Annotated in this window: 14 protein-coding genes; 8 read left to right on the top strand and 6 right to left on the bottom strand. The window is 70.7% G+C overall.

What is annotated here, in order from left to right:
• Positions 1 to 86: 86 nt before the first annotated feature.
• A complete protein-coding gene (locus OHU35_RS28770; protein ID WP_359886470.1) occupies positions 87 to 743 on the top strand; it encodes a TetR family transcriptional regulator in 657 nt (218 codons plus the stop codon).
• Here OHU35_RS28770 and OHU35_RS28765 read toward each other — a convergent pair.
• The 3 genes from OHU35_RS28765 to OHU35_RS28755 form a co-directional block, all read right to left on the bottom strand.
• A complete protein-coding gene (locus OHU35_RS28765; protein WP_189723164.1) occupies positions 740 to 1354 on the bottom strand; it encodes a GNAT family N-acetyltransferase in 615 nt (204 codons plus the stop codon). The genes OHU35_RS28770 and OHU35_RS28765 overlap by 4 nt on opposite strands.
• 404 nt (positions 1355 to 1758) lie before the next feature.
• Positions 1759 to 2949 (bottom strand): family 2 encapsulin nanocompartment cargo protein polyprenyl transferase, encoded by a 1191-nt coding sequence (locus OHU35_RS28760; protein ID WP_359886473.1) that lies wholly within the window; start codon positions 2947 to 2949, stop codon positions 1759 to 1761.
• 111 nt (positions 2950 to 3060) lie between these two features.
• Entirely contained in the window at positions 3061 to 4467 is a 1407-nt protein-coding gene (locus OHU35_RS28755) for a family 2B encapsulin nanocompartment shell protein (RefSeq protein WP_189723163.1), read from the bottom strand.
• A 291-nt stretch (positions 4468 to 4758) separates the two neighbouring features.
• Between OHU35_RS28755 and OHU35_RS28750 the strand changes: the two genes are divergently transcribed.
• Both OHU35_RS28750 and OHU35_RS28745 read left to right on the top strand, forming a co-directional pair.
• Positions 4759 to 5202 (top strand): DUF6010 family protein, encoded by a 444-nt coding sequence (locus OHU35_RS28750; RefSeq protein WP_189723162.1) that lies wholly within the window; start codon positions 4759 to 4761, stop codon positions 5200 to 5202.
• Positions 5203 to 5268: 66 nt separating this feature from the next.
• Complete coding sequence (locus OHU35_RS28745) at positions 5269 to 6186, top strand: 1-aminocyclopropane-1-carboxylate deaminase/D-cysteine desulfhydrase (RefSeq protein WP_189723161.1); 918 nt, start codon at positions 5269 to 5271, stop codon at positions 6184 to 6186.
• A 51-nt stretch (positions 6187 to 6237) separates the two neighbouring features.
• Here OHU35_RS28745 and OHU35_RS28740 read toward each other — a convergent pair whose 3' ends face one another.
• Positions 6238 to 7836 (bottom strand): Na+/H+ antiporter, encoded by a 1599-nt coding sequence (locus tag OHU35_RS28740; protein WP_405507362.1) that lies wholly within the window; start codon positions 7834 to 7836, stop codon positions 6238 to 6240.
• A 62-nt stretch (positions 7837 to 7898) separates the two neighbouring features.
• Between OHU35_RS28740 and OHU35_RS28735 the strand changes: the two genes are divergently transcribed.
• From OHU35_RS28735 to OHU35_RS28725, 3 genes are all read left to right on the top strand, one after another.
• Positions 7899 to 8159 (top strand): UBP-type zinc finger domain-containing protein, encoded by a 261-nt coding sequence (locus tag OHU35_RS28735; protein ID WP_107455506.1) that lies wholly within the window; start codon positions 7899 to 7901, stop codon positions 8157 to 8159.
• 260 nt (positions 8160 to 8419) lie between these two features.
• Positions 8420 to 8833 carry a hypothetical protein gene (locus OHU35_RS28730; RefSeq protein WP_003992877.1) on the top strand — a complete coding sequence of 138 codons (414 nt, stop codon included), beginning with the start codon at positions 8420 to 8422 and terminating at the stop codon, positions 8831 to 8833.
• Between the two features lie 17 nt (positions 8834 to 8850).
• Positions 8851 to 9969 (top strand): RNA polymerase sigma factor SigF, encoded by a 1119-nt coding sequence (locus tag OHU35_RS28725; protein WP_189723159.1) that lies wholly within the window; start codon positions 8851 to 8853, stop codon positions 9967 to 9969.
• A 3-nt stretch (positions 9970 to 9972) separates the two neighbouring features.
• On the opposite strand, the gene OHU35_RS28720 is transcribed toward OHU35_RS28725, so the two are convergent.
• Positions 9973 to 10410 carry a hypothetical protein gene (locus OHU35_RS28720; RefSeq protein WP_189723158.1) on the bottom strand — a complete coding sequence of 146 codons (438 nt, stop codon included), beginning with the start codon at positions 10408 to 10410 and terminating at the stop codon, positions 9973 to 9975.
• A 116-nt stretch (positions 10411 to 10526) separates the two neighbouring features.
• Here OHU35_RS28720 and OHU35_RS28715 point away from each other — a divergent pair, with 116 nt between their 5' ends.
• The gene (locus tag OHU35_RS28715) at positions 10527 to 11495 is read left to right on the top strand and encodes a diacylglycerol kinase family protein (protein WP_189723157.1); all 969 of its coding nucleotides are present in this window, start codon (positions 10527 to 10529) and stop codon (positions 11493 to 11495) included.
• Between the two features lie 322 nt (positions 11496 to 11817).
• Positions 11818 to 12075: a WhiB family transcriptional regulator gene (locus OHU35_RS28710; RefSeq protein ID WP_016639615.1), complete on the top strand. Its 258-nt coding sequence runs from the start codon at positions 11818 to 11820 to the stop codon at positions 12073 to 12075.
• Positions 12076 to 12268: 193 nt separating this feature from the next.
• Here the strand turns inward: OHU35_RS28710 and OHU35_RS28705 are convergent, their stop codons facing one another.
• The gene (locus OHU35_RS28705; RefSeq protein WP_189723306.1) at positions 12269 to 13735 is read right to left on the bottom strand and encodes a sensor histidine kinase; all 1467 of its coding nucleotides are present in this window, start codon (positions 13733 to 13735) and stop codon (positions 12269 to 12271) included.
• Positions 13736 to 13903 lie beyond the last annotated feature (168 nt).

Below are 13903 nucleotides of genomic sequence, written 5' to 3'. Positions count from 1 at the left end.
ATGCAACGACTTCAGTTGTAGTACTTCTATCGTAGTGGTTGCAAGGGAAAAACGGGGACCGTCGAAAGTGGGAGAAGGGACTCCGCATGGTCAGCAATCCCGAGCGCCGGGCCGCACTCGTCGACGCCGGTGTCGAGGTGCTCGCACGGGAGGGAGCGCGCGGGCTGACGTTCCGCGCGGTGGACGCGGAGGCCGGTGTGCCCGTGGGTACCGCCTCCAACTACTTCACCGGACGCGCCGACCTGCTGCGCCAGATCGACACCCGGCTGCACGTACGGCTCGCACCGGATCCCGCGGTGGTCGCCGGGCTGATGACCCGCCCGAAGGACCGCTCACTGGTCACGGCCTTCATGCACGACCTGATGACCCGCGCGACCCGCGACCGCACGGGCTATCTGGCCCTCATGGAGCTACGGCTGGAGGCCACCCGGCGCCCCGAACTGCTTGCCTCCTACACCAAGTCGGTGCGCGGCGACCTGGAGGAGGCGATGGAGTTCCACCGGACGGCCGGGCTGCCGGGCGGCGACGAGTCCGTCGCCGTGCTGTACCTGGCCATGCTCGGGCTGCTCCTGGAGCATCTGACCCTGCCGGGCGTCCTGGAGGGCGTACTGCCCGGGGTGGGCGTGCCGGACGGACTGGTGGAGCGGATCGTGGCGACGGTGCTGCGAGAGGAGGACCGGCCCCAGGGCCTGGACCAAGGCCAGGGTCAGGGTCAGGGCCAGGGCCAGGAGGGCAGGACCTAGGAGCCCGTGCGCGTGCGCGGCTCGCGCCACATCGGCCACATGGCTGGGCCGTCCGGGAGGTCGAGGACCTGACCGGCGACCTCGAAGCCCAGGCGCTCGTACAGCTTGCGGCTGCGGGCGTTGCTGGCCTCCAGATAGGCGGACAGTCCCTCGCGGTCGCAGCGGTCGAGGACCGACTCGATGAGCGCGGTGCCGAGTCCCTCGCCCTGGCGGCCGGGGGCGACGCCGATCATCCACAGGTACTCGTGGGCCCGCCCCGAGGGGTGGATGGCGGCCGTCAACCGGCCGATCAGCTCGATGCGCTCGTTGTCCGGGTCGACAGCCGCCCGCACCTGGGCCGGACCGTCGTCGTCCTCGGGGTCAGCGTCATGGTCGCCGGCGGGCATGGACAGCCACAGCGCACAGGCCGAGCCGTCCTCGGTGACGTCGATGCGCCCGGCCGCGAGCACGATGTCGGTGAAGGCGGCCATGAGTCCGGGGTGATGTTCACGGCGGTCCTCCGCGCCGGGGAAGACCCAGCCGCTCACAGGGTCGTCCTGGAACGCCTCGTCCAGCAGCCGGACGACCGACTCCCGGTCCGCCTCGCCCGCCGTACGGATCGCCACGCCCATGCCCCGCCCCTTCGCTCGTCCCGACGGGCGTTGATCGTAGGGGGGTTGAGGATCGTCCGGGGCAGGTGGGGCGAGACCTTGGCGAGATTCGATCGAACGTCTGTCCAAACTCCATCGCGCGGCGCCTGAAAAGGGGCGGGCCCCGCACACCGTGGGGCAGTGCGGGACCCGCCGACCGGAGTCCGGAAGCCGTGCGGGGTCAGGAGCCGCACGGCCCCGACGCTCCGGGGCCCTGCCTTCGGTCGCCCGAAGGATCATGCTGTGCTGCCGGCGGCCGTCACCCTCGGCCGACGGCCGCCGGTTACCGGGCTACCGGGCTACCGGGCTACCGGGCTACCGGGCTACCGGGCTACCGGGCCTTGTCGATGGCCGATCGCTGCCGACCGTCAACCAGCTGCCGAACGTCAACTGCTGCGCCGTGTCACGAATTCGGCGAGGGCCAGCAGACCGCCCGCCGCCTCCGGATCCGGCACCGCGCGCGCCAGTTGCTGCATCGCCCGCGCCATCCGGTCGGCCGCCTGGCCCTGCGCCCAGTCACGGCCGCCCGCGCGCTCCACGGTCAGGGCGATGTGGTCCAGGTCCTCCTTCTCGCAAGGTCGTGCGTACAGTTCGGCGAGTTCGGCGGCCGCCGGCGTGCCGGATGTGAAGGCCGCGACGACCGGCAGGGACTTCTTGCGGGCGGCCAGGTCCGCGCCGACGGGCTTGCCGGTGCGATGCGGGTCGCCCCATATGCCGATGACGTCGTCGATGAGCTGGAAGGCGAGCCCGGCCTCCCGGCCGAACGCGTCCAGCGCCGCCACGTCCGCGTCCCCGGCGCCCGCGTACAGGCCCCCGATCGCGCAGGCGCTCCCCAGCAGCGCGCCCGTCTTGGCCTCCGCCATGGCGAGCACCTCCTCGAGGGTGACCTCGCCGGGGTCGCACCGCTCCAGGGCCGTGTCCGCGTGCTGGCCCGTGCACAGTTCGACCACGCAGTCCGCGAGCCGGGCCGCGGCGGCCCGGGCCGCCGGGTGCGGATCCGTCGCGAGCAGTCGCAGGGCCAGCGCCTGCAGCGCGTCCCCGCCGAGGATCGCGTCGGCGTCCCCGAACACCGTCCACGCGGTGGGCCGGTGCCTGCGGGTGGTGTCCCGGTCCATCACGTCGTCGTGCAGCAAGGTGAAGTTGTGGACCAGCTCCACGGCCGCGGCCGCCCGGACCGCACCCAGCCGGGCCTCGGGCCCCCCGAGGGCGGCCGCCGCGGCGAGGACGAGCGCGGGGCGGATCGCCTTGCCCGAGCCGCCCTCGGCCGGGGTGCCGTCCGCCTGCTCCCAGCCGAAGTGGTAGAGCGCGATCCGGCGCATCGGCCCGGGCAGCGAGTCGAGCGCGGCCCGCAGCACCGGGTCGACCTCCGCCCGGGCCCGGTCCAGGAGCATGACCGCCTCGTGCCCCTCGGCCGGTCCGGGCCGGCCGTCCCGCTGCGTCCCGATGGCCCCCCGCCTTTCCGGCACCCCGGCCGCACGCCGGGGCTCGGCACCTCGCCGCTCGCCAAGGGCGGATCGCTGCTCACCAGGGGCGGGCAGCGGCATCTCCGTCCTGAACTCCGTAAGGGACTCACCCATGGGACCGCCTCGGAGTGTGAGCGGACGGTGGCGCTTCCGCTGCCGCTGGGCGCGTACCCCGAGGGTGTACCCGCCCGGGTGGGCGGGGACACGGCCGACGTACCGGGAGCGTCACCGCCAGCGGCCGATCTCGACGTTCTCGAGGACTCCGAGCGCGTCCGGTACCAGGACCGCGGCCGAGTAGTAGGCCGTGACCAGGTACTTGATGATGGCCTGTTCGTTGATGCCCATGAAGCGCACCGACAGGCTCGGCTCGATCTCGTCCGGGATGCCGGAGGCCCGCAGGCCGATGACACCCTGGTCGGCCTCGCCTGTACGCATGGCGATGATCGACGTCGTACGGGCCTCGGTCACCGGGATCTTGTTGCACGGGTAGATCGGCACACCGCGCCAGGTGGGGATGCGGTTGCCGCCGACGTCGATGGTCTCGGGCACCAGCCCGCGCTTGTTGAGCTCACGGCCGAACGCGGCGATCGCACGCGGGTGGGCGAGGAGCAGTTTGGTGCCGCGGCGCCTGCTGAGCAGCTCGTCCATGTCGTCCGGGCCGGGCACACCGTCGTGCGGCTGGATCCGCTGCTCGTACTCGCAGTTGTGCAGGAGCCCGAAGTCCCGGTTGTTGACGAGCTCGTGCTCCTGGCGCTCCTTCAGCGCCTCGACCGTCAGCCGGATCTGCTGCTCGGTCTGGTTCATGGGCTGGTTGTAGAGGTCGGCCACGCGCGTGTGCATGCGCAGGACGGTCTGGGCGACGCTCAGCTCGTACTCACGGGGCCTGGCCTCGTAGTCGACGAAGGTGTGCGGGATGTCCGGCTCGCCGGAGTGGCCGGAGGAGAGGTCGATCTCCTTCTCGCCGTACTTGTTGGAGCGCTGCTCGGGGATCGCGCGGCACTGCTGCAGGTGTTCGCGCAGCGAGTCCGAGCGCTCCGCGATCTGCTCGAACTCCTGGCGGGGCAGCACCAGCACGGTGCACGCGGTGAGCGCGCGGGCCGTGTACTCCCAGATCGCGTCCTCGTCCAGCAGGGACCCGTCGCCGAAGTAGGCACCGTCGGCGAGGACTCCGAGGGACTCGTCGTCCCCGTACGGGCCCGTGCCGATCTTCTCCACCCTGCCGTGTGCCAGCAGGTACACCTCGTCGGACTGGCTGCCGAACGAGGCGATCACCTCGCCCGCCTGGATCTCCCGCTGCTCGCAGCGGCGGGCGATCTCGGAGAGCACCTCCTCGTCCTCGTACGACCGCAGCGCCGGCAGTTCGCCCAGCTCCGCGGGGATGATCTCGACGCGGTCGCCGGTCTTCACGAACGTCATCCGGCCGTCGCCGACGGCGAAGGTCAGCCGCCGGTTCACCCGGTACGTACCACCCTGGATGTCCACCCAGGGCAGCGTCCGCAGCAGCCAGCGGGAGCTGATTTCCTGCATCTGCGGCACGGACTTGGTCGTGGTGGCCAGGTTCCGCGCGGCCGCCGTGCCGAGACTCTGCTGCGGCTTGGTCTCCTCCGTGCGGACCTCTTCGCCTACCGACATAGAGAACTGCCCTCCCGGTTATGCCCAACGCCCATACGCCTCGGGCATCGATGTCCAGGGGCAAGCCTTTCTCACTCAACGTCGCGATGCTATTACCCGAAAGAGCGGGAATGGATCTTCGTATCACTGGGCAGGGGAGGTCCGTTTCGGCGACCGAAGGTCACCGCGGCCGGCCCCGGACCGGGTGGCGACAATCCGTGGAAACCTGTCGCTCACGCCACTGGGGAGCGGGCGGGGCCGGATCTAGCGTGATGAGCCGTTCCCTCCCCGGCTCCAGAAACGGCCCCATCGATGCAGTACATCGCGCCGATCGGCATCGGCATCCTCTACGCCCTGTTGATGTCCCTGGTCCGCGAACCACACCGGCGGCGCCTGAACGCGGTGACGGTCGCCGGTGCCGGTGCCGCGTATCTCAGCGGCGGCGGCATGGGCGGCTGGGAGTTCCCCTTCACCGCGCTGGTCACCTACGTCGCCTTCCGCGGTCTGGAGTCGTGGACGTGGATCGGCATCGGCTGGCTGCTGCACACGGCGTGGGACGTCGTCCACCACATCAAGGGCAACCCGATCATCCCGTTCCTCCACACCTCGTCCCTGGGCTGCGCGATCTGCGACCCGGTGATCGCGCTCTGGTGCCTGCGGGGCGGACCGTCACTCATCGAGTTCGTGCGGAACCGGCGGAGGTCCCCATCCGGGGCACCGGGAACCGCGCGACCAGCCAGAGGCGGTCCGCACTGAGCCGAAGCCGAAGCCGCAGCCGGACCGGGCCGAAGGCCAGGCCGCACCCCGGGCGACAATGACGAGGTGACCAGCCCCGACGCCCCCGACGGACCCAGACTCGCGGCCCTGCACCCCCGGCTGCCCTCGCCGGTGCGGGAAGTCGTCGACGGCCGGTTCGAGCGCCGGGGCGTCCGGTTGCTGCTGAAGCGGGACGACCTGATACACCCGGAGCTGATCGGCAACAAGTGGCGCAAGCTGGCGCCGAATCTCGCGGCGGCGGACGGCCGTACCGTCGTCACCTTCGGCGGCGCCTACTCCAACCACCTGCGCGCCACGGCCGCGGCCGGCCGACTGCTCGGCATCCCCACGGTCGGTGTCGTACGCGGCGACGAGCTGGCCGGCCGCCCCCTCAACCCCTCCCTCGCGCGGTGTGCGGCGGACGGCATGCGGCTGCACTTCGCCGACCGGGCGACCTATCGCCGCAAGTCGGAGCCGCGGGCCCTGGCCGGGATCCTGCGCGCTGCTGACGCCGAGGAGGCGTACGTCGTCCCCGAGGGCGGCAGCAACGCCGAGGCCGTACGCGGCTGCCGGGCACTCGGCGCCGAGCTGCATGATCAGGCCGATGTCGTGGCCGTGGCCTGCGGAACCGGCGGGACCCTCGCGGGACTGGCCGCCGGGCTCGCTCCCGGGCAGCGCGCCCTGGGTGTGCCGGTCCTCAAGGGCGGCTTCCTGACCGCCGAGACCGAGGCCTTGCAGCGGCAGGCCTTCGGTGGCCCGCGCGGCACCTGGAGCCTCGACGACCGCTTCCACTTCGGCGGCTACGCGCGCGTGCCCGACGAGCTCGACGCCTTCGCCGCGGACTTCGAACGCCGTCACGGCCTGCCCGTCGAACGTCTGTATGTGGCCAAGCTGCTGTACGGCCTCGTCGCCCTGACCGGCGAAGGCGCCTTCCCGCGCGGGACGACGGTGGCGGCCGTCATCACCGGCCGCCCCTTCCCGTGACCCCCGGCAGCGCCTCCTGACGCCCGGCAGCGCCTCCGCGCCGTCTCGCCGCTACGCCGCCTCCCGGAAGGCCGCCGCCTCCTCCAGGTCCAGCCTGCGCAGCAGGGTCCGCAGCATCTCGTCGTCGATGTACCGGGCGTCCCGGAGCCTGACGAACACCTCGCGCTCGGCGCTGATCATCTCCCGCGACAGCCGCCGGTAGGTGTCGTCCACGGACTCCCCGGTGACCGGGTTGGCCTGCCCGAGCCGCTCCCAGACGGCGTTGCGGCGGCGCTCCAGGACGATGCGCAGCCGGTCGGCGAGCGGGGCGGGCAGGGCGTTGCGCTCATCGGCGAGCAGTTCGTCCAGGCGCCGCTCGGCGGCCCGGGAGGCCTGCGCCTGGGCGTTCGCCTCCGCGAGCGTCTCGGCCTGGGCGTCCCGCCCGGGGACCTTCAGCAGACGGATCAGCGGGGGCAGGGTCAGGCCCTGCACGACCAGGGTGCCGATGACCGTCGTGAAGGTCAGGAAGAGGATCAGGTTGCGGTGCGGGAAGGGCTCCTCGCCGTCGTGCATGGTCAACGGGATCGAGAAGGCGATGGCCAGCGATACCACGCCCCGCATACCGGCCCAGGCGATGATGAACGGCCCCTTCCAGGTCAGGCTCTGTTCCCGCTCCCGGATCCGGGCCGACAGCAGCCGGGGCAGGAATGCCGCCGGGTACACCCAGACGAACCGGGCCGCGACGACCACCAGGAAGACGGCGAGCGCGTACCAGGCGGCGTCGGCGCCCTCGTACTGTCCGAGGCCCCTCAGGACCACCGGCAGCTGCAGCCCGATCAGCGCGAACACGGCCGACTCCAGGACGAAGGCCACCATCTTCCACACCGCCTCCTCCTGGAGACGCGTGGCGAAGTCGACCTCCCACGCGCGGTGTCCCAGGTAGAGCGCGACGACCACGACCGCGAGGACACCGGAGGCGTGCACCTGCTCGGCGACGGCGTAGGCGACGAACGGGATCAGCAGGGAGAGCGTGTTCTGCAGCAGCGCCTCCTTCACGTGCGTGCGCAGCCAGTGGATCGGCGCCATCAGCACCAGCCCGACCACGACACCGCCGACCGCCGCGAGCAGGAACTCGCCGATGCCCCCGGCCCAGGTCGCGCCCTCGCCGACAGCGGCCGCGAGGGCCACCCGGTAGGCGGTGATCGCGGTGGCGTCGTTCAGCAGGGACTCGCCCTGGAGGATCGTGGTGATCCGGGACGGCAGCCCGACCCGGCGTGCCACCGCCGTCGCCGCGACGGCGTCCGGGGGCGCCACCACCGCGCCGAAGACCAGGGCCGCGGTCAGCGGCAGGTCGGGCACGATCAGGTACAGGGCCCAGCCGACGACGAAGGTCGCGAACAGCACGTACCCGACGGACAGCATCGCGACCGGCCTGAGCTGGGCCCGCAGGTCGAGGTAGGAACTGTCGGTGGCGGCCGTGTGCAGCAGCGGGGGCAGGATGAGCGGCAGGACGATGTGCGGGTCGAGCGTGTAGTCGGGCACCCCGGGGACGTAGCTGACCGCCAGCCCGATCGCCACCAGCAGCAGCGGCGCCGGCACCGGGGTGCGCCGCGCGGCCGCGGCGATCGTGGCACTGCCCGCCACCAGCAACAGCAGTGGCATCACGTCCATCGTCCTCGCCCGCCCTCATTTTTCCGCGCGGTCTTCCGCTCGACCGTCGTAACCTGGCAATCATGAAACAGTGCACGCACGCCGACGCGCTGCCGCACCCCGAACCCGGCCCGCTCAGCGAGACGTGTCCGGAGTGCCTGGCGGAGGGCATGGATCCGGTACAACTACGGCTGTGCCTCAGCTGCGGTCACGTCGGCTGCTGCGACTCCTCGCCGGGGCGGCACGCGGCGGGGCACCACAAGGAGTCCGGCCATCCCGTGATGCGGACGCACGAGCCCGGAGAGACCTGGCGCTGGTGCTTCGTCGACCATGTCCTGGTGTGACTCCGCAAGACCCCGGCGGCGGACGGTTCGACCGTCTGACGTCTGGGTACGTCAACCCGGCGCGCGCTCTTCCCATTTGGGCCCGCCCAACCCCTAGACACGGAGCGTATCCACAGGTTTACTGTGAGTGACGACATGGGGTTGGGGTCCCGGGGACAGGACCGTCGAGAGCGCGATAGCGTCACCGCTGAACCACGTATCGCGTTACCCCGGGGGGCGACCCTCGGCCCTGAAACGCTTGTACCACCATGGAGGTGAGGGTGTCCCAGATCGCAGGCGAGCCCGCGACCCAGGACTTCGTGGAAGTCCGGCTGCCGGCCGCGGGTGCCTACCTGTCGGTGCTGCGTACGGCCACGGCCGGTCTCGCGGCCCGTTTGGACTTCACCCTCGACGAGATCGAGGACCTGCGCATCGCGGTGGACGAGGCCTGCGCGATCCTGCTTCAGCAGGCCGTGCCCGGCTCGGTGCTCAGCTGTGTATTCCGCCTCGTCGACGACTCACTCGAGGTCACTGTCTCGGCACCGACCACGGACGGCCATGCCCCCTCGCGGGACACCTTCGCCTGGACGGTCCTGTCCGCCCTCGCGGGCAAGGTCTCCTCTGCCGTGGACAAGGACAAAACCGTTTCGATCAGCCTCTACAAACAGCGCGGCGCGGGACCCGGGCCGGCGTGAGGAGCGAGGACGGGCCGGTGCGGGACGAAGAGCGCAGCACACGAGAGCTGCCGGCCGAGGGCACGGGCACGAGCGGTCCGAGCGGGGCCCGGCGCATGGCGGACGGCATCGACGGCATCCCCGAGCAGGCCCGCCCGCACCCGGAGGACGACTCCACGGGGGCCGTCCTTCCGGGCGGCGGGCGGCTGGACCAAGGCGGTGCCATGCGGAGCGCGCCTCCGGGCGGGGGAATCACCGCATCCCCTGTCCCAGGGGGTCCTCCCACTCACGCGAAGCCGAGAGTGGCGGAGGAGGCGAGGGCTCGGGGAAGGGCGACGGGCGGGACGATGAGCGAGCACGAGCGAGACTCCGAGCATCAGGCGCCGCGCGCGCATCACGGCTCTCCGGACCGCAGCGGGGCGCGCGAGATGTTCCTCAAACTGCGCACCCTGGGGGACGGCAGTCCGGAGTACGCGGAACTGCGCAACCAGCTGGTCCGCATGCACCTGCCGCTCGTCGAGCATCTCGCGCGCCGCTTCCGCAACCGCGGTGAGCCGCTGGACGACCTCACCCAGGTCGCCACGATCGGACTGATCAAGTCGGTCGACCGCTTCGACCCGGATCGCGGCGTGGAGTTCTCGACGTACGCGACCCCGACGGTCGTCGGCGAGATCAAGCGGCACTTCCGCGACAAGGGCTGGGCGGTGCGCGTCCCTCGCCGTCTGCAGGAGCTGCGCCTGGCGCTGACCACGGCCACGGCCGAGCTCTCACAGCTGCACGGCCGCTCCCCCACGGTCCACGAGCTCGCCGAGAAGCTGGCGATCTCGGAGGAGGAGGTCCTGGAGGGCCTGGAGTCCGCCAACGCGTACTCCACGCTGTCCCTGGACGTCCCCGACACCGACGACGAGTCCCCGGCGGTCGCGGACACCCTCGGCGCGGAGGACGAGGCGCTGGAGGGCGTGGAGTACCGGGAGTCCCTCAAGCCGCTGCTGGAGGATCTCCCGCCGCGGGAGAAGCGGATCCTGCTGCTGCGGTTCTTCGGCAACATGACCCAGTCGCAGATCGCGCAGGAGGTCGGCATCTCACAGATGCACGTCTCGCGGCTGCTGGCGCGCACGCTCGCGCAGCTGCGGGAGAAGCTCCTCGTCGAGGAGTGACGACTACTTCTCCACGTTGCCGGGCCCGCGGATCCCGAGGGCCCGGGTCGTCTCCGGGTTCACCAGCAGGACGAGTGCCGCGACGGCCACGACCGCGAGGGCGATCCCGGCCGGAATGGCCATGCTGTCGGCCTGCAACAGGTTGTAGGCCACCGGCAGGGCCATGAGCTGGGTGATGACGGCAGGGCCGCGGCTCCAGCTGCGACGGCCGAGCAGCCCGCGCGCGGCGAGCAGCGGCAGCAGCGCGAGCACGACCAGCGTGATACCCCCGGTCACGGCCTGCTGCCGGTCGTCCGGCTCGCCCGTGAGGCCGAGGACCAGCATCCAGACGCCGCCGACGACCAGCGCGAGCCCCTCCAGTGCGGCCAGCAGTGCGGCGTACGTCAGACGCCGCGGGCGGGGGCCGGTGGTTTCCGGTGTGGGGGTCTGCTCACTGCTCACCCCTGAAGAGTAGCCCTCGTCGTACGCGCCCCAGGGGGCGAGGTTCACCCCTGGTCTCTTACCTGATCCCTACCTCGGTCTGGGCCCGGTACCCCCCAGTAGGTACGCTGCCAGTCATGCGTGCACTTCTCGTGGTCAATCCGGCGGCAACCACCACCAGTGCGCGCACGCGCGACGTACTGATCCACGCGCTCGCCAGCGAGATGAAGCTGGAGGCGGTCACCACCGAGTACCGCGGCCACGCGCGCGACCTGGGCCGGCAGGCGGCGGACAGCGAGGACATCGACCTGGTGGTCGCCCTCGGCGGCGACGGCACGGTCAACGAAGTGGTCAACGGCCTCCTGCACGCCGGCCCCGCCCCGGGGCACCTCCCCGGCCTCGCCGTGGTCCCGGGCGGCTCCACCAATGTCTTCGCCCGCGCCCTCGGCCTGCCCAATGACGCCGTGGAGGCCACCGGCGCGCTGCTGGACGCCCTGCGCGACGGCAGCGAACGCACCGTCGGCCTGGGCCTGGCCTCGGGTACGCCCGGCACGGAGGACGAGACGGTGCCGGCCCGCTGGTTCACCTTCAACGCGGGGCTCGGCTTCGACGCCGGTGTGGTCGGCCGGGTGGAACAGCACCGCGAGCGCGGCCGGAAATCCACACACGCTCTCTACGTACGCCAGGTCGTGCGCCAGCTCCTCGGTGAGACCAACCGCCGGCACGGCATGATCACGCTGGAGCGGGACGGCGAGGATCCGATCACCGATCTGGTGCTGTCCATAGTCTCGAACACCTCCCCGTGGACGTTTCTGGGGAATCGCCCGATCTACGCGGCGCCTAAGGCCTCGTTCGATACCGGCCTCGATCTCTTCGGTCTCAGCCGTCTGTCCACCGCGGCTGTTGCCCGGTATGGGACCCAGTTGCTCACTTCGTCCCCCGAGCGCGGACCCCATGGCAAACACGCCACTTCCCTGCACGACTTGACCGAGTTCACCTTGCATTCCAAGGTGCCGCTCCCCCTCCAGATGGACGGTGACCACCTGGGTCTGCGAACGAGCGTGACGTTCACAGGCGTACGCCGTGCACTGCGTGTGATTGTGTGAGCAGAACTGGCTAAAGTCCTTTCACTCGAACGTTTAGGCCAGGATCCACCCCATGGAAGTACGGCTGTGACCTAGTCGACACCGAAGAATCAAAAAAAACTTTCCAGAAGGGGTTGTATCCGCCGCTGAGGTTTGCGAGTCTCTACGTGGCGATCGAGACGGCCCGCAACACCGGCCTCCACTGATCACCAGAATCCCTCTTCAAATCACAGGACCCACGCCGGGGAACCTGGCTGTCGGCCCTTCACTTGTTGAGGGATTCGTGAAAGCGTTCACATTCACAAGCAAGCCCTGCACGTAATACCAAGGAGAGGTAGCAGCCATGGACTGGCGTCACAACGCCGTTTGCCGCGAGGAAGACCCCGAGCTCTTCTTCCCCATCGGCAACACCGGTCCTGCGCTGCTGCAGATCGAGGAAGCCAAGGCCGTCTGCCGTCGCTGCCCGGTAATGGAGCAGTGTCTGCAGTGGGCGCTCGAGTCCGGCCAGGACTCCGGCGTCTGGGGTGGTCTCAGCGAGGACGAGCGCCGTGCCATGAAGCGCCGCGCCGCCCGCAACCGGGCCCGTCAGGCCTCCGCCTGACAACCCACCCCTGCTGACAGCCTGAGCTTGGCGGCGCGTACAGCGAGTACGCATCTCCCGCCCCCGAGCCGCAGCGCGCAGTTCCCCCGATGCGCTTAGCAAAGCAGCAACGAGCTTTAAGCCCCGGGCCACTTAGTGGCCCGGGGCTCAATGCTGTTCAGGGGGCCTTCGGCGGAGGGCCGTCTGCCTATTCCTACTTCTGTGACCGCACGGGGATGTCGAGGATCACACGGGTGCCGCGCTCCGGTGCCGGGACCATGTCGAAGGTGCCGCCCAACTCACCCTCCACCAAGGTCCGTACGATCTGCAGGCCGAGGTTGCCCGCGGTGTGCGGATCGAAGCCCTCCGGCAGGCCGACGCCATCGTCCTGGACGGTGACCAGCAGCCGGGCCTCCTTGGTCGTGCCGCCGCGGATCGCCGACACCTCGACCGTGCCGGTCTCGCCCTCGCGGAAGCCGTGCTCCAGGGCGTTCTGCAGAACCTCGGTCAGCACCATCGACAACGGCGTCGCGACCTCGGCGTCGAGGATGCCGAAGCGGCCGGTGCGCCGGCCCGTGACCTTGCCCGGGGAGATTTCCGCGACCATGGCCAGGACACGGTCGGCGATGTCGTCGAACTCGACGCGCTCGTCCAGATTCTGAGAGAGCGTCTCGTGCACGATCGCAATCGAGCCGACGCGTCGTACCGCTTCTTCGAGGGCCTCGCGGCCGCGGTCGGACTCGATGCGCCGGGCCTGGAGACGGAGCAGGGCCGCCACCGTCTGAAGGTTGTTCTTGACCCGGTGGTGGATCTCCCGGATCGTCGCGTCCTTGGTGATCAACTCGCGTTCACGGCGACGGAGTTCGGTGACGTCGCGGAGCAGGACCAGCGATCCGATGCGGGTGCCCTTGGGGCTGAGGGGGATCGCGCGGAACTGGATGACCCCGTCGGTGGCCTCGATCTCGAACTCGCGCGGCGCCCAGCCGCTGGCGACCTTGGCGAGCGCCTCGTCCACCGGGCCCCGGGTCGGGGCGAGTTCGGCGGTGGTCCTGCCCAGGTGCTGGCCGACGAGGTCGGAGGCGAGGCCGAGACGGTGGTAGGCGGAGAGGGCGTTCGGTGAGGCGTACTGGACGATGGCGTCGGCGTCGAGCCGGATCAGGCCGTCGCCCACACGGGGCAAGGCGTCCATGTCGAGCTGCTGGTTCGCGAACGGGAAGGAGCCGGCCGCGATCATCTGCGCGAGGTCGGAGGCGCTCTGCAGATAGGTGAGCTCCAGGCGGCTCGGGGTACGCACAGTGAGGAGGTTGGTGTTGCGCGCGATGACGCCGAGGACGCGCCCCTCCCGCCGCACGGGGATCGACTCGACCCGGACGGGGACCTCTTCGCGCCACTCGGGGTCACCCTCGCGCACGATCCGGCCCTCGTCGAGGGCGGCGTCCAGCATGGGGCGGCGGCCTCGCGGGACGAGGTGGCCCACCATGTCGTCCTGGTACGAGGTCGGGCCGGTGTTGGGACGCATCTGGGCGACCGAGACGTACCGGGTGCCGTCGCTGGTGGGGACCCACAGGACCAGGTCGGCGAAGGAGAGGTCGGAGAGCAACTGCCACTCCGAGACCAGCAGGTGCAGCCACTCGAGATCGGTGTCGTCGAGGGCGGTGTGCTGGCGTACGAGTTCGTTCATGGAGGGCACGTGTGCGAGCGTACCCGGGGGTTTGTACGGCTCTGAAATGTTCGGATCCCGTACGGGCCCGGAAACACCCGCGGGCCGCGGCGCCTGAGAGGGACCCTCAACCCTCCCGGCACCGCAGCCCGGAGCAGCATCGGCCGTGGGGTGTGCGGTCCCGGTCGG

Origin of the sequence: Streptomyces purpurascens (assembly GCF_045040895.1) — a bacterium.
Taxonomy (GTDB): domain Bacteria; phylum Actinomycetota; class Actinomycetes; order Streptomycetales; family Streptomycetaceae; genus Streptomyces; species Streptomyces purpurascens.
The sequence above is the reverse complement of the archived record's forward strand: the minus strand, read 5'-3'. Positions and strand labels throughout refer to the sequence as shown.

Coding starts and splice junctions, on each gene's coding strand:
- OHU35_RS28770 (WP_359886470.1), top strand. CDS start 87: ATGGTCAGCAATCCCGAGCGCCGGGCCGCACTCGTCGACGCCGGTGTC.
- OHU35_RS28765 (WP_189723164.1), bottom strand. CDS start 1,354: ATGGGCGTGGCGATCCGTACGGCGGGCGAGGCGGACCGGGAGTCGGTC.
- OHU35_RS28760 (WP_359886473.1), bottom strand. CDS start 2,949: ATGGGTGAGTCCCTTACGGAGTTCAGGACGGAGATGCCGCTGCCCGCC.
- OHU35_RS28755 (WP_189723163.1), bottom strand. CDS start 4,467: ATGTCGGTAGGCGAAGAGGTCCGCACGGAGGAGACCAAGCCGCAGCAG.
- OHU35_RS28750 (WP_189723162.1), top strand. CDS start 4,759: ATGCAGTACATCGCGCCGATCGGCATCGGCATCCTCTACGCCCTGTTG.
- OHU35_RS28740 (WP_405507362.1), bottom strand. CDS start 7,836: ATGGACGTGATGCCACTGCTGTTGCTGGTGGCGGGCAGTGCCACGATC.
- OHU35_RS28735 (WP_107455506.1), top strand. CDS start 7,899: ATGAAACAGTGCACGCACGCCGACGCGCTGCCGCACCCCGAACCCGGC.
- OHU35_RS28715 (WP_189723157.1), top strand. CDS start 10,527: ATGCGTGCACTTCTCGTGGTCAATCCGGCGGCAACCACCACCAGTGCG.
- OHU35_RS28710 (WP_016639615.1), top strand. CDS start 11,818: ATGGACTGGCGTCACAACGCCGTTTGCCGCGAGGAAGACCCCGAGCTC.
- OHU35_RS28705 (WP_189723306.1), bottom strand. CDS start 13,735: ATGAACGAACTCGTACGCCAGCACACCGCCCTCGACGACACCGATCTC.